This is a genomic window from Agromyces protaetiae, from assembly GCF_004135405.1.
Lineage (GTDB): Bacteria > Actinomycetota > Actinomycetes > Actinomycetales > Microbacteriaceae > Agromyces > Agromyces protaetiae.
On sequence record NZ_CP035491.1, the window covers coordinates 187295 to 199914 of the forward strand.

The 12620-nt window shown below is 70.0% G+C and carries 9 protein-coding genes; 1 reads left to right on the forward strand and 8 read right to left on the reverse strand.

The window, feature by feature from the left end; translation table 11 throughout:
* Window positions 1–15: 15 nt before the first annotated feature.
* The 6 genes from ET445_RS00900 to ET445_RS00925 form a co-directional block, all read right to left on the reverse strand.
* Complete coding sequence (locus tag ET445_RS00900; RefSeq protein WP_129187982.1) at window positions 16–1437, reverse strand: mechanosensitive ion channel domain-containing protein; 1422 nt, start codon at window positions 1435–1437, stop codon at window positions 16–18.
* Window positions 1434–3686: an adenylate/guanylate cyclase domain-containing protein gene (locus ET445_RS00905; RefSeq protein ID WP_129187984.1), complete on the reverse strand. Its 2253-nt coding sequence runs from the start codon at window positions 3684–3686 to the stop codon at window positions 1434–1436. The genes ET445_RS00900 and ET445_RS00905 overlap by 4 nt, the downstream gene beginning before the upstream one ends.
* A gap of 104 nt (window positions 3687–3790) precedes the next feature.
* Window positions 3791–5713 (reverse strand): ABC transporter ATP-binding protein, encoded by a 1923-nt coding sequence (locus ET445_RS00910; RefSeq protein WP_129187986.1) that lies wholly within the window; start codon window positions 5711–5713, stop codon window positions 3791–3793.
* Between the two features lie 113 nt (window positions 5714–5826).
* Window positions 5827–6834 carry a carbohydrate ABC transporter permease gene (locus ET445_RS00915; protein WP_129187988.1) on the reverse strand — a complete coding sequence of 336 codons (1008 nt, stop codon included), beginning with the start codon at window positions 6832–6834 and terminating at the stop codon, window positions 5827–5829.
* The gene (locus ET445_RS00920; protein WP_129187990.1) at window positions 6831–7799 is read right to left on the reverse strand and encodes a carbohydrate ABC transporter permease; all 969 of its coding nucleotides are present in this window, start codon (window positions 7797–7799) and stop codon (window positions 6831–6833) included. Before ET445_RS00920 ends, ET445_RS00915 begins: the two co-directional genes overlap by 4 nt.
* Before the next feature lie 113 nt (window positions 7800–7912).
* The gene (locus ET445_RS00925; RefSeq protein WP_129187992.1) at window positions 7913–9268 is read right to left on the reverse strand and encodes an ABC transporter substrate-binding protein; all 1356 of its coding nucleotides are present in this window, start codon (window positions 9266–9268) and stop codon (window positions 7913–7915) included.
* A gap of 263 nt (window positions 9269–9531) precedes the next feature.
* Between ET445_RS00925 and ET445_RS00930 the strand changes: the two genes are divergently transcribed.
* Window positions 9532–10605, forward strand: coding sequence for a LacI family DNA-binding transcriptional regulator (locus ET445_RS00930; RefSeq protein ID WP_129187994.1), 1074 nt, complete (start codon window positions 9532–9534; stop codon window positions 10603–10605).
* A 104-nt stretch (window positions 10606–10709) separates the two neighbouring features.
* Here ET445_RS00930 and ET445_RS00935 read toward each other — a convergent pair whose 3' ends face one another.
* A complete protein-coding gene (locus ET445_RS00935; RefSeq protein ID WP_129187996.1) occupies window positions 10710–11978 on the reverse strand; it encodes an MFS transporter in 1269 nt (422 codons plus the stop codon).
* On the reverse strand, window positions 11975–12448 hold the full coding sequence (locus ET445_RS00940; protein WP_129187998.1) for a MarR family winged helix-turn-helix transcriptional regulator: 474 nt from the start codon (window positions 12446–12448) through the stop codon (window positions 11975–11977). Before ET445_RS00940 ends, ET445_RS00935 begins: the two co-directional genes overlap by 4 nt.
* Window positions 12449–12620 lie beyond the last annotated feature (172 nt).

Genomic DNA, 12620 nt, shown 5'->3' on the forward strand with positions numbered 1-12620 from the left:
CCGCCCTCGCCCTGCTCACCCGAGGAGCGTGCCGCGCGCGACGCCCGCCGTCGCGACCGCCGCTTCGGCGAGGCGCCGCTTCTTGTCGACGACGCGCCCGATGCTCCGCGCGAGCGCGGGGCGCGTGCGCACGAGCCCGTCGAGCGTCGCCTGCGGGATCGACAGCACCGTCGTGACGGTGAGTGCGGTCGCGCCGACGAACGCCGCCTCGCGAGTGAGCGTCGTGTGGCCGACGTACTCGCCCGTCTCGGCGACGGCGAGCTCGATGCGGGAACCGCCCGCTTCGACCCAGAGCTGCATGCGTCCGTCGACGACGACACGCATGTGCCGAGGGGCGACGCCCACGCGCTGCACGATTTCGCCGGGCGCGTACCCCTCGAGGCGCGCGTGGGCGAGCACGTCGGCGCGGGCCTCCTCGTCGAGGTGCAGGATGGGCGCGACCTTCAGGACCGCGGCTTCGAGCTGTGCGGGCGCCGCGAGCGGGTCGACCGCATCGCCCGCGAACGCGAGCCCGCGTCGCCTCGCGGCATACCAGAGCCACGCGAGGAACAGTCCGCGCGCCTCGGCCTCGACGGCCGGCCCGCGGAGCGGCAGGTCGACGGTGTACGAGCCCGATCCGGCATAGCGCGGCGCGGCGCGGCCGCCCGTGGCGAGCATGGGCAGGTCGCCCGCGACCTCCGCGAGGAGGGCGAGCACGTCGAACGGCGGATCGTCGGGCCCGAAGGATGCCTCGACGGTGGCATGGAATCCCGCCGCGGGCCGGCTGAGGTTCGTGAAGGCCGTGCCGGCGAGCGACGCGTTCGGCACGATGCGCGTGCCCGACGGCGTCTCGATGTGCACGGCCCGCCAGTTGACGTCGACGACCCGACCGCGGATGTCGCCCGTCGCGAGCCAGTCGCCGATCTTGAACGGCTGCTCGAACAGCAGGAGGAGCCCCGAGATCACCCCGCCGACAGCGTTCTGCAGCGCGAGGCCGATGACGATCGAGGTCACGCCGAGGGCCGTGAAGAACCCGCCGACGTCGGCGCCCCACACCCACGAGAAGATGAGCGCGAGCCCCACGAGGATGAGGAGCACCCGCACGATCGAGACGAAGATCGCGGGGATGCGCTCCCGCCAGGTGCCCGTCTTCGCCTGCTCGAAGAGCGCGACGTTGAAGACGGCGAGCACGAGCAGGATGACGAGGAACCCGAGGAGCGTCGCGACGAGCCGCACGCCGACCTGCTCGGCGGGCTGCTGCACGGCGAACAGCAGGAAGGCGAGGACGGCCGCGACGGGCACGACCCAGTTGCGCAGGAACCGCACCGGCTTCGCGGCGGGGCTCTTGCGCCGCACGAGCGACGTGAGCACCTCCGTGAGCACGACGAGCACGAGCGGGATGCCGACCGCCAGCACGACGGCCCAGACGATCCACCCCGCCTCGAGCGGCACCCTCACACGACCTTCCACACGGTCTGCCGGCCGTCCTTCGCCTCGACCGAGCCCACCTCTTCGAACGCGATCGCCTCGCCGACGCCGTCTCGCACGCCCTCGCTCACGAAGATGCCGGCGTCGCCCGTGACGGTCCGCACGAGGTGGGCGAGGTTCACGGCCTCGCCCCACAGGTCGAATGCGAGGCTCGTGCGCCCCACGACGCCGGCCGTCACAGTGCCCGTCGCGACGCCGATCCGCATCGCCAGGCGCGAGTCGTGCTGGGCGTTGAACCGCTCGACGACATCGCGCAGCTCGAGCGCGAAGTCGACGGCACGCCGCACGTTGTCGATGCGGGGCACCATCAGCCCCGAACTCGCGAGGTACCCCTCGCGGAGCGGCCGCACCTTCTCGACGCCGATGCGCTCGGCGGCGTCGTCGAAGCTCTTCACGAGCTGGCCGAGCTGCATGACGGACTCCTGGCCGCCGAGCGCGTCGGCGAACTCGTCGAAGCCGAGGAGGTCGGCGTAGACGACCGAGACATCCTGATGCTCCTCGGCGATGCCGTCCTCGCCTTTGCGGTAGCGCTTCGCGACCGACGCGGGCATGAGGGTGAGGAGGAGCCGGTCGTACTCGGCCTTCTGCTCGTCGATCAGGTCCTGCTTCACGCGCAGGCTCTTCGCCATGTCGTTGAACGCCGTGCCGAGGTCGCCGAACTCGTCGCGCCGGGGCGTCGCGACGCGCACGTCGAGGTCGCCCGCGGCCACCTGGCCGACGGCGTCGCCGAGCTTCCGGATGGGTCGCGTGAACGCCTGCGCGATGACGAGCGCCGCGAGGCTCGCGAGGAGCATGATGCCGAGCGTCGCGAGCACGAGCGTTCGCGTGAACGCGTCGACGGGTGCGAACGCCTCGGCGGTGTCCATCCGTGCGACGACGACCCAGTCGAGGCCGCCCGTCTCGAACGGCGCGAACGCCGTGAGGCTCTCGGCGCCGATGTACTCGCGGCTCACCATGACCCCTGTGCCGCCGCCGCGCGCGGCGTCGACGGCGGGCGACGAGGCCGGCTGGAGCAGCACGGTGCTCCCCCGCGCGACGACCTCGTCGGCGACGCTGCGGGGCGTGCCGTGGGCGACGACGCGATCGGCGTAGCCGCTCGGGTCTTCGATGAGCGGGCGCGAGTTCGACCGCATGAGCCCGTCGGCGCCGACGAGGTACACCTCGCCCGTCTCGCCGAGGCCCTGCTCCTTCCAGCCTCCGCCGCCCGTCAGCACGGCATCGATCGTCGAGATGGGCACTTGCACGGCGAGTGCGCCCGTCAGGTCGCCCGCGTCGCCGACGGGTGCGACCGCCCACGCGGTCGGCTCTTCGAGCGAGGGCACGTACGGTTCGAAGTCGGTCGTCGCGACGGTGGAGGCGCTGCCCGATGCCATCGCCTCACGGTACGCGTCGGCGAGCGCGGTGCGCTCGTACGGCCCTCTCAGCAGGTCCGCGCCGAGGTCGATGCCCTTGTCGGCCGTGTAGACGACGTTGCCCCGGTCGTCGACGAGCAGCACGTCGACGTAGCCGAAGTTGTCGACGAGCCTGGTGAAGTAGTCGTGGAAGCGCGCGTGCACGGCCGACCAGGCTGTGCCGTCGCCCGCGTCTTCGACGGCCGAGGCGGCGTCCTGGTCTTCGTAGGGGTCGGTCGGCACGGTGTAGGCGAGTTGCAGGTGCCGGCCGGCGTTGCCGGGCGGCAGGAGCGAGCGAGCGTCGAACACGTCGTCGGAGTGTTCGGCGAGCTTCGGCAGGAACGACGTCTCGTACCAGTCGATGAGCCGGGCATCGTCTTCGGCGCTCACGGGCTGCTCGTCGAGTGCCGCGAAGGCCGCGTTGAACTCGACCGACGCGAGCTCGGCGCTCGCGTTCGCCGATGCGACGCGCACCCCCGCGACGAACTCGCCGAGGGTGCGAGTGAGGTCGTCGCTCCGGAGTTCGCGAATGGTCGTGAGCTCGGAGTAGGCGGCGGCGCGCAGCGAGTCGCGGCCGCTGATCCATCCGATGACGCCGACGACGAGGGCCGACAGCAGGGTCGTCACGAGCAGGATGACGAGGAGGCGGGATTGGATGCTGAGGCCGGGGCGCCGCCGGCGTCGCGGCGTCGGGGCGGGTTCGGGCGAGACGGATGTCTCGGGTGGGAGCGCGGTCTCGGACGGTCCGGATGTCTCAGGCGCGCCCGTGCTCCGTCGCGCCGGCCCGGTTTGGCCGGGCGAGGCATCCACCGTCCGCCGATCCCCCATGTCGCGCCGTTCCCCCTCCGACCGCGATCATCCACACCTTATCGACGGAAGCGGAGCCAGGCCACAGGTTGCGAGGAATCCTCACCTCGTGCGATCGTGAGCGGTCAGGCAGGCGCGACCTCCCTCGCGGCCGACTGCTCGCGGAAGAGCGACGCGTACACGCCGCCCGCGGCGACGAGCTCGGCGTGCGTGCCGTGCTCGACGATCCGACCGGCCACGACGACGAAGATGACGTCGGCGGCTACCACCGTCGACAGCCGGTGCGCGATCGCGATCGTCGTGCGCCCCTTCGACGCGTCGTCGATCGCCGCCTGCACCACTCGCTCCGAGATCGTGTCGAGCGCGCTCGTCGCCTCGTCGAGCACGAGCACGGGCGGGTCCTTCAAGAGCACGCGCGCGATCGCGATGCGCTGCTTCTCGCCGCCCGACAGCCGGTACCCGCGTTCGCCGACGACCGTGTCGTAGCCGTCGGGGAAGGAGGCGATCGTGTCGTGGATGTTCGCCTGGCGCGCGGCCGCCTCGAGCTCGGCATCGGTCGCGTCGGGCTTCGAGTAGCGCAGGTTGTCGCCGATCGTCGCGTGGAAGAGATACGTCTCTTGACTGACGATGCCGATGTGCCGGATCAGGTCGTCCTGCTTCAGGTCGCGCACGTCGACGCCCGCGAATCGCACCGAGCCGCCGGATGCCTCGTACAGACGCGGCACGAGGTACGACACCGTCGTCTTGCCCGCGCCCGACGGCCCCACGAACGCTGCGAACTGCCCCGGCTCGATCGTGAACGACACGTCGTCGAGCGTCGGACGGGAATCCGCCGCCTGGTCGGGGTAGCGGAACGAGACATCCCGGAACTCGACACGGCCGACCGCCTCGCCCGCGGGCACCGCACGCGCGTCCGCGGCATCCGAGATCGCGGGCTTCAAGTCGAGGTACTCGAAGATCCGCGCGAACAGGGCGCTCGAGGTCTGCAGATCGAGCGCGACGCGCATGAGCCCCATGAGCGGGAACAGGAGCCGCGCCTGCACGGTCGTGAATGCGACGATGGTGCCGGCCGTGACATCCGCCAGCCCTCCCGTGATGAGCCAGCCCGCCACCAGATAGACGATCGCGGGGATCGACGACATGAAGATGTTGACCATCAGGAAAAACCACTGGCCCGTCATCTGCTGCTTGACCTGCAGCTTGATCTGCCGCCCGTTCTCGGCCGCGTACCGGTCGACCTCGCTCTGCTGCCGGCTGAACGACTTCGCGAGCAGGATGCCAGATACGCTCAGCGTCTCCTGCGTGATCGCCGTCATCTCCGACAGCGACTCCTGCGTCTTCGCGGCGATCTTCGCCCGCACCTGCCCCACGCGTCGCTGCGCGACGACCATGAACGGCAGCAGCACGAGCGCGATGACCGTCAACTGCCAGTTCAGGATCACCATCGCGACGAACGCCGCGATGACGTTGACGGTGTTGCCGAGCACGCTCGAGATCGTGTTGGTGAGCACGCTCGACACGCCGCCGACGTCGTTCTGCAGACGCGACTGGATGACGCCCGTCTTCGTGCGCGTGAAGAAGCTCAACTCCATCGCCTGCAGGTGCCGGAAGAGCTTCACGCGCAGAGCGCCCATGACCTTGTTGCCGACCGTCGCCGTGAGCCACGTCTGCCACACGCCGAGAAGCGACGACACGACGAAGACGACGATCATCGCGATGACGATCCACGTCAGAACAGGCAGGTTCGGGGCGACCGTCTGGCCGTCGGCGTCGGTCGGGAAGAGACCGTCGTCGAACGCGCGCTGCGTCAGGAGCGGAGGCACGACCGCGAGCGCCGCCCCCGCCAGGACGAGCACGACCGTCGTCACGAGCGCCGCCTTGTGCGGGGCGAACAACCCGCCGATGCGCGAGACGAGATGCTGGATCTTCGGCGCCTGTGCGTTCTCGGCGCGCTGCGCCTCCTCGTCGGCCGCGCCGATGCGGCTCCGACCCATGCCCCCGCCGCGACCGCCCCCGCCGCCGCCGCCGCGTCCACCCATCATGCTCATGCGCTTCACCCTATGCCTGCGTACGCACCGGGGCCCCCGCACGAAACGGGCGGCCGTGCACGAAACGGGGGGCCGTGCGCCCCCGCACACGGCCCCCTCCCCCAGTCGCCGGGTCAGCCCTTCGTGGAGCCGGCGAGGAGTCCTCGGACGAAGTACCGCTGGAGGCCGAAGAAGACCGCCAACGGGATGAGCATGGAGATGAACGCGCCCGCGGTGAGGCGCTCCCACTCCTGGCCTCTCGACCCGACCATCTCGGCCAATCGCTGGGTGAGCGGCGCGACGTCGGCCGTGCCGCCCGAGAAGATGAGGGCGACGAGCAGGTCGTTCCACACCCAGATGAACTGGAAGATCGCGAACGACGCGATCGCGGGCGTCGCGAGCGGCAGGATGACCCGGAGGAAGATCTGACTGTGCGTCGCACCGTCGACCCTGGCCGCCTCGATGATGTCGTTCGGGATCTCCGAGATGAAGTTGTGCAGCAGGAAGATCGCGAGCGGCAACGCGAACATGGAGTGCGCCAGCCACACCGGCAGGTAGTTCTGCTCGGGGATGATCGGGATGACGTCGTGGATCCACACTTGGATCGGCCGGAGGAAGGTCGAGAAGAACTGGAGGAGCGGCACGAGCGCCATCTGCAGCGGCACGATCTGCAACGCGAACACGATGATGAAGAGCACGTTCGAACCCGGGAACTTGATCCACGCGAACGCGTAGGCGGCCATCGTCGCGAGCACGAGCGGGATGACCGTGCCGACGAGCGCGATGGCGATCGAGTTGATGATGAACGCGCCGAGCTGGGGCGCCGACGACGACGTCGAGAAGAGCACGTCGGCGTAGTTGTCGAGCGTGAAGCCGGGGTTCTCGAAGATCGTCCACCAACCGGTGTTGCGCACGAGCTCGGCAGGGCGGAACGACGACACGAGCAGGCCGAACGTCGGGATCGTCCACAGGATCGCGATGATGAGCGACACGATCGTCGCCGTGCGCGACGTCAACCGCTTCTTGACGCGGGCCGCCTTCGTGCCGACGACTTCGGGGCTCGCCGAGGTGGCGCCCTCCGCCGCCTCCTGGAAGGAGTCGCCGTCTTTGCCGATCGGAAGGTCGGCCGGTGCGATGCTCATCGGATCTCCCTCTGCTTGCGGAGGACGTTGACGTTGTAGATGACGATGGGCGCCACCAGGAGGAACAGGATGAGCGCGAGCGCCGACCCTCGACCGACCTCGCTCGCCCGGAACGCCTGGGTGAACATCTCGTTCGCGACGACCGACGTGTTGAAGTTGCCGGCCGTCATCGTTCTCACGATGTCGAAGACTTTCAGCGTCGCGATCGAGATCGTCGTCAACACCACCACGAGGGAGCCCCGGATGCCCGGCACCGTGACGTTCCAGAACCGCTGCCACGGGTTCGTGCCGTCGAGCTGGGCCGCCTCGAGCTGCTCGGTCGGCACGCCCTTGATCGCAGCGCTCAAGAGGACCATCGCGAAACCGGTCTGAATCCAGATCATGACGACGATGAGCAGGAACGTGTTGAGCGGATCGGTCTGCAGCCACTGCACTGGATCGCCGCCCGCGGCGACGACGAGCGCGTTGAGGAGGCCGATCTGGTCGCGCCCGGCCGACCGGTACTCGTACACGAAACGCCAGATGATGCCCGCGCCGACGAACGAGATGGCGATGGGCATGAAGAGGATGACCTTGTAGTACCGCTCACCGCGGGACTTGTCGATGAAGACCGCGTACGCGAGCCCGACCGCGGTCGAGAACAACGGCACGATCGCCACCCAGATGACCGTGTTGAGCAGGGTCCGCAACGCCGCGGGCTGCGTGAACGCCCACACGAAGTTGTCGAACGTCCAGTCGCCGTTGTTGGTCTGGAAGGCGAGCACCGAGGTGCGGAGCGCCGGATAGACGAGCCCGATGACGAGGAAGATCATCGCCGGCGCGAGGAAGCCCACGAGCTGCCAGTAGTCGCGGCCCCGTTTGGGCGCCTTGTCGATGAAGAAGAGGATGAGACCGATGATCGCGGCGAACACCGCGAGACCCAACCCTATTTGCAGGAACTTGCCGAGCAGATCGGCGGTCCTCATCGTGCCTCCAAGATACGTCGTCGGAACTGGAGCGGTGTGGCGAGGGGCGGGGAACCGGATCCCCGCCCCTCATCCTGCCTCGGCCGACGCGAACGACGGCCGAGGCGCGCGGATCAGGAGGTGGGCCAGCTCGCCTCGATCGTGTCGAGCACCTGAGATGTCGACTGACCGGTGATCCAGCTGACCATGCCCCGCCAGAACGAGTCGGCGCCCACGGCGCCCGGCATGAGGTCGGAGCCGTCGAAGCGGAAGGTCGTGTTGGGATCCTGCAGGATCTCGATCGACTGCTTCAGCAGCTCGCTCGACGCGACGTTCGGGTCGAGGCCCTTGTTGGCGCTGATGACGCCGCCGAGGCCGACGCGGTTGTTCGCCCACGTGTCGCTCGAGAGGTACGCGCGCACCGCCTCGACCTCTTCCGCGTCGCGGAAGGCCACGGGGAACTCGCCGCCGCCCGTGACCGCCTGCGGTCCGCCCTCTTCCGCGGGCGGAAGGAGGAAGGCCCACACGGTGCCGTCGGGAGCCACGGTGTTGGCGTCGCCGCCGTCGGGGTTCCAGAACGTCTCGTAGAACGAGGCCTGGTGGTGCAGCGAGCACTCGCCGTCGAGGATCGGGAGACCGGCCGTCTGGAACGCCTCGGTCACGATCGTCGAGACCGAGCCGATGCCGCCGTTGACCATGTCCTCGTTCTTCAGGTACTCGCCGACGGCGTCGAACGCCTCGGCCACCTGCGGGTCGTTGAACGGGATGCCGTGCGTGACCCACTCGTCGTAGACCTCGGGGCCGTGCAGGCGCAGCATGTAGTCCTCGATCCAGTCCGTGCCCGGCCAACCGGTCGCGTCGCCTGATTCGAAGCCCGCGCACCACGGCTTGGCGCCGGTCGCGGCGATGGTCTCGGACAGCGTCTTGAGCTCGTCGAGGGACTTCGGGATCTCGTAGCCGTTCTCTTCGAACTCGGCCGGCGAGTACCAGATGTACCCCTTGATGCTCGCCATGAGCGGCGCCGCGTAGAAGGTGCCGTCGACCGTGCCGTACTGCTTCCAGTCGGGGCTCCAGAACTCGTCGACGTTGTCTTCGACCGCCTGCGACGCGGGGATGAGCCATCCGCCGGCCGCGAGGCGCTGCAGGAGGCCGGGCTGCGGGACGATGCCGATGTCGGGAGCGTTGCGTCCTTCGGCGAGCACCGCGATCTGGGCCTCGAACTCGCTCGTGCCCTGGTAGCTGATCGTGATGCCCGTGCAGGTCGAGAAGTCGCTCCACGACTCGACGAGCCGGTCGGCCTCGAGGTCGAGGATCGTGCCGCCGATCGTGACGCGCGCTCCGTCGAACGTGCCGTACTGCTCGTAGTCGGTGCAGTCGACGTCGCCCGCCTCTTGATCGGCGATGTCGCCCGTGCACGCGGTGAGCGCCAACCCGGTCGCGGCCGCCGCGACGATCGGGAGCATCCAACGGCGATGCCGTGTGATTCTCATGTCTTCTCTCCTCGTCGAGATGTGGTGCAGGCCACCGGAATCGGTTCCAGGCCCAACGCTAGGACAGACGGCAGATGACGCACAAGACACTCAGGGTCACGATCGGGATACCGTGGGCACCCGCGGCAACGGCGGGCTGAGAGCGCGCACAACGGTCGAGCGGATGCCACGGGGCCGCGAAGCGGACGGTCTGCAATCGGTTCCAGACTGCGACCTCCCCCGCTATGCTCGGCACCGGAACGACCCGAGGAAGGGAGCGCCGCATGGCGGCGATCGGCGACGACGCAGGTCGTGGGGGCGCCCCGAAGGCGACCCCGGCGATCAGCGATGTCGCCCGGCTCGCGGGTGTCTCGAAGGCGACGGCGTCGCGCGCGCTGACGGGCCGCGGCCACGTCGCCGCCGAGACCCGCCGACGAGTCGAAGCGGCCGCCGCCGAGATCGGCTACATCGCCTCGCCCGACGCCGCGAGCCTCGTGACGGGCCGCACGAAGAACATCGGCGTCGTCATCCCCTTCGTCAACCGCTGGTTCTTCGGCGAAGTCCTCGAGGGCATCGAGCGCGCGCTCCTCACCGCGGGCTACGACCTCACCCTCTACAACCTCTCCCCTCACGGCCCCGCGCGCGACCGCGTGTTCGACTTCTTCCTCGCGCGGAAGCGCGTCGATGCCGTCATCGCCGTCGGCGTCGACCTCGCGCCGCACGAGATCTCCTCCCTCGACCGCCGCGACAAGCCCGTCGTGTGCCTCGGCGGCACGGCCGTCGGTGCCGCCCGCATCGCCCTCGACGACCTCGCGGTCGGGCAACTCGCGACCGAGCACCTCCTGCACCTCGGTCACACGCGCATCGCGCACCTCGCGGGACCGAACGCGGGCGCACTGCCGAACAGCGTGCAGGGTCAGCGCCGCCTCGGCTACCTCGAGGCGATGTCGGCCGCCGGTCTCGCGCCCGTCGACGACGACTGGATCGTCGAGTGCGAGATGACCTTCCCGGGCGGCTACGACGCCGGGCGCCAACTCCTCGGACACCCGGGGCAGCGCCCGTCGGCCGTGTTCGCGGCGACCGACGAGGTCGCGTTCGGACTCATGCGCGCCGCCGACCGGCTCGGCATCGCCGTGCCCGGGGACCTCTCGATCGTCGGCATCGACGGGCACGAGTACGCCGAGATGATGGGCCTCACGACGATCGAGCAGCAGCCCGAGGAGCAGGGACGGCTCGCCGTCGAGGTCGTGCTCCGACTCCTCGGCGAAGGCGACGTCGCCGATCCGCTCCCCGACTCGGGCGCCCCGCTCGCGACGCGCCTCGTCGTGCGGTCGAGCACGACGAGCGCGGCCCGCTGAGCGGCGCCGCCGCATCATGCGACCGTCCCGGTGGCACGGATGCCCCGGGCGGCGAGCCGAACGAACGGCACGCGGCCCGGGGCATCCGGAATCGCGCGAAGCGCTTACGCGGCGTCGCCCACCGCGATCGCCTCGGCCTCGCCGAGCTCGGTCTCGACGACGCCGTCCACTGCCGCGAGGCGCGCGCGCCCGACGACGACGATCACCGTCGCGACGACGAAAGCGATGGCGCCCGCGATGAACGGCGCGGGCTCTGCGATGTTCGCCGCGAGGAGCGACGCGACCGGCGGAGCGACCGCGCCGCCGAGGAAGCGCACGCCCGAGTACGCACTCGACGCGACCGAGCGGGGCAGGTCGGTGGCCTCCATGACGGCCTCGGTGAGCACGGTGTTCATGATGCCGAGGAGGAGTCCGCCGACGACCACGCCCGCGATGACCGCGACGACCGAGTGGATGAACACCGCGATGAGCACGAGGTCGATCGCGAGGAGCGGCAGGATCGTCGTGATGACGCTCGTGCGACGCATGCGCGCCGTGAGGATCGGCGCGATCCACACCGACGACAGCGCGACCGCGACGCCCCAGCCGAAGAACACGAACCCGAGCGAGATCGCGCTCGAGACGCCGAGCGGCACGAGGGCGAACGGCGTGTAGGCGAGCAGCACGAAGAAGCCGAAGTTGTAGAACACGGCCGTGACGGCGAGGATCGCGAGCGCCGGGCGCCCGAGCGCGCGGAACGGCGCCGAGAGCTTCGTCGGCACGGGCTTCTGCGCGGGCGTCTTCAGGAGCGTGATGATCGCAATGAAGCCGATCGCCATGAGCACGGCCGTGCCGAAGAACGGGCCCTGCCAGCTCCAGCTGCCGAGCGCGCCGCCGAGGAGCGGGCCGACCGCGAGGCCGAGGCCGAGGGCCGCCTCGTAGAGGATGATCGCCGACGCGGTGCCGCCGGAGGCGGCTCCCACGATGGTCGCGAGCGCCGTCGAGATGAAGAGCGCGTTGCCGAGGCCCCAGCCCGCGCGGAAGCCGATGATCTCCTCGACGCTGCCCGACAGGCCCGCCGCCGTCGCGAACACGACGATGACGGCGAGACCGATGAGCAGGGTCTTCTTCGCGCCGATCCGGCCAGACACCCAACTCGTGAAGAACATCGCGACGCCCGTGATGACGAGGTAGCTCGTGAAGAGCAGCTCGGTCTCGGTCGGCGTCGCCTTCAGGTCGCTCGCGATCGCGGGGAGGATGGGGTCGACGAGGCCGATCCCCATGAAGGCGACGACGCTCGCGAACGCGACGGCCCAGACGGCCTTCGGCTGCTTCAGGATCGAACCGGCGGATGCCTCGTGGCCGGCGCCGTGCGCGGTCTTCGCGCCGCTCATGCGACGGCTCCGGCGCGCACGTCGGCGTCGGCGCGGTCGAGGCGCGAGCGGAGGATGCCGAGCGCATGCTCGAGCGTCACGAGCTCGTCGGAATCGAGGTCGGCGAAGCGCGGCGCGAGCTCGCGCGAGAGCTCGATGCGCCACGCCTCGAGGGCCGCGAGGCCGTGCGGGTCGGCCGAGATGAGCCAGGCGCGGGCGTCGCCGGCGTCGGCGATGCGCCGGATCCAGCCGCGCTCGTCGAGCGTGTTGACGAGCTTGGTCATGGTCGGCTGGGCGACGCGGCTCGCCTTGGCGAGCGCGCCGAGGCGCATGGGGCCGAGGTCGCGCAGCACGCTGAGCGTGCGCCAGATGGCGGGCGACTCGGTCTGCTCGAGCGCGGTCGCGGCGAGCCGGGTGAGGCGGTGGTTGACGGAGACGAGTTCGCCGATCAGGGCGGCGAGCTCGTCGGACGGGTCTGTCGAGCGGAGCATCCTTCGATTATACATAGCCTGGCTATGCATCTTGCCCGGCCCACGAGGAGGTGCCCACGAAGGGGCACTTCGGCACGGTGCGAAGCGGCGCGGACCATGCCGAACCGCCCACTCGCGAAACGACGAAGCGGGGCGGGGGCGGGCGTGAGGGGGCGCGGGCGGAGACGACGGA

Excerpts from the sequence above, each read along its gene's own strand:
- ET445_RS00910 (WP_129187986.1), bottom strand. The coding sequence starts at position 5,713 with ATGAGCATGATGGGTGGACGCGGCGGCGGCGGCGGGGGCGGTCGCGGC.
- ET445_RS00925 (WP_129187992.1), bottom strand. The coding sequence starts at position 9,268 with ATGAGAATCACACGGCATCGCCGTTGGATGCTCCCGATCGTCGCGGCG.
- ET445_RS00940 (WP_129187998.1), bottom strand. The coding sequence starts at position 12,448 with ATGCTCCGCTCGACAGACCCGTCCGACGAGCTCGCCGCCCTGATCGGC.
- ET445_RS00920 (WP_129187990.1), bottom strand. The coding sequence starts at position 7,799 with ATGAGGACCGCCGATCTGCTCGGCAAGTTCCTGCAAATAGGGTTGGGT.
- ET445_RS00930 (WP_129187994.1), top strand. The coding sequence starts at position 9,532 with ATGGCGGCGATCGGCGACGACGCAGGTCGTGGGGGCGCCCCGAAGGCG.
- ET445_RS00935 (WP_129187996.1), bottom strand. The coding sequence starts at position 11,978 with ATGAGCGGCGCGAAGACCGCGCACGGCGCCGGCCACGAGGCATCCGCC.
- ET445_RS00915 (WP_129187988.1), bottom strand. The coding sequence starts at position 6,834 with ATGAGCATCGCACCGGCCGACCTTCCGATCGGCAAAGACGGCGACTCC.
- ET445_RS00905 (WP_129187984.1), bottom strand. The coding sequence starts at position 3,686 with ATGGGGGATCGGCGGACGGTGGATGCCTCGCCCGGCCAAACCGGGCCG.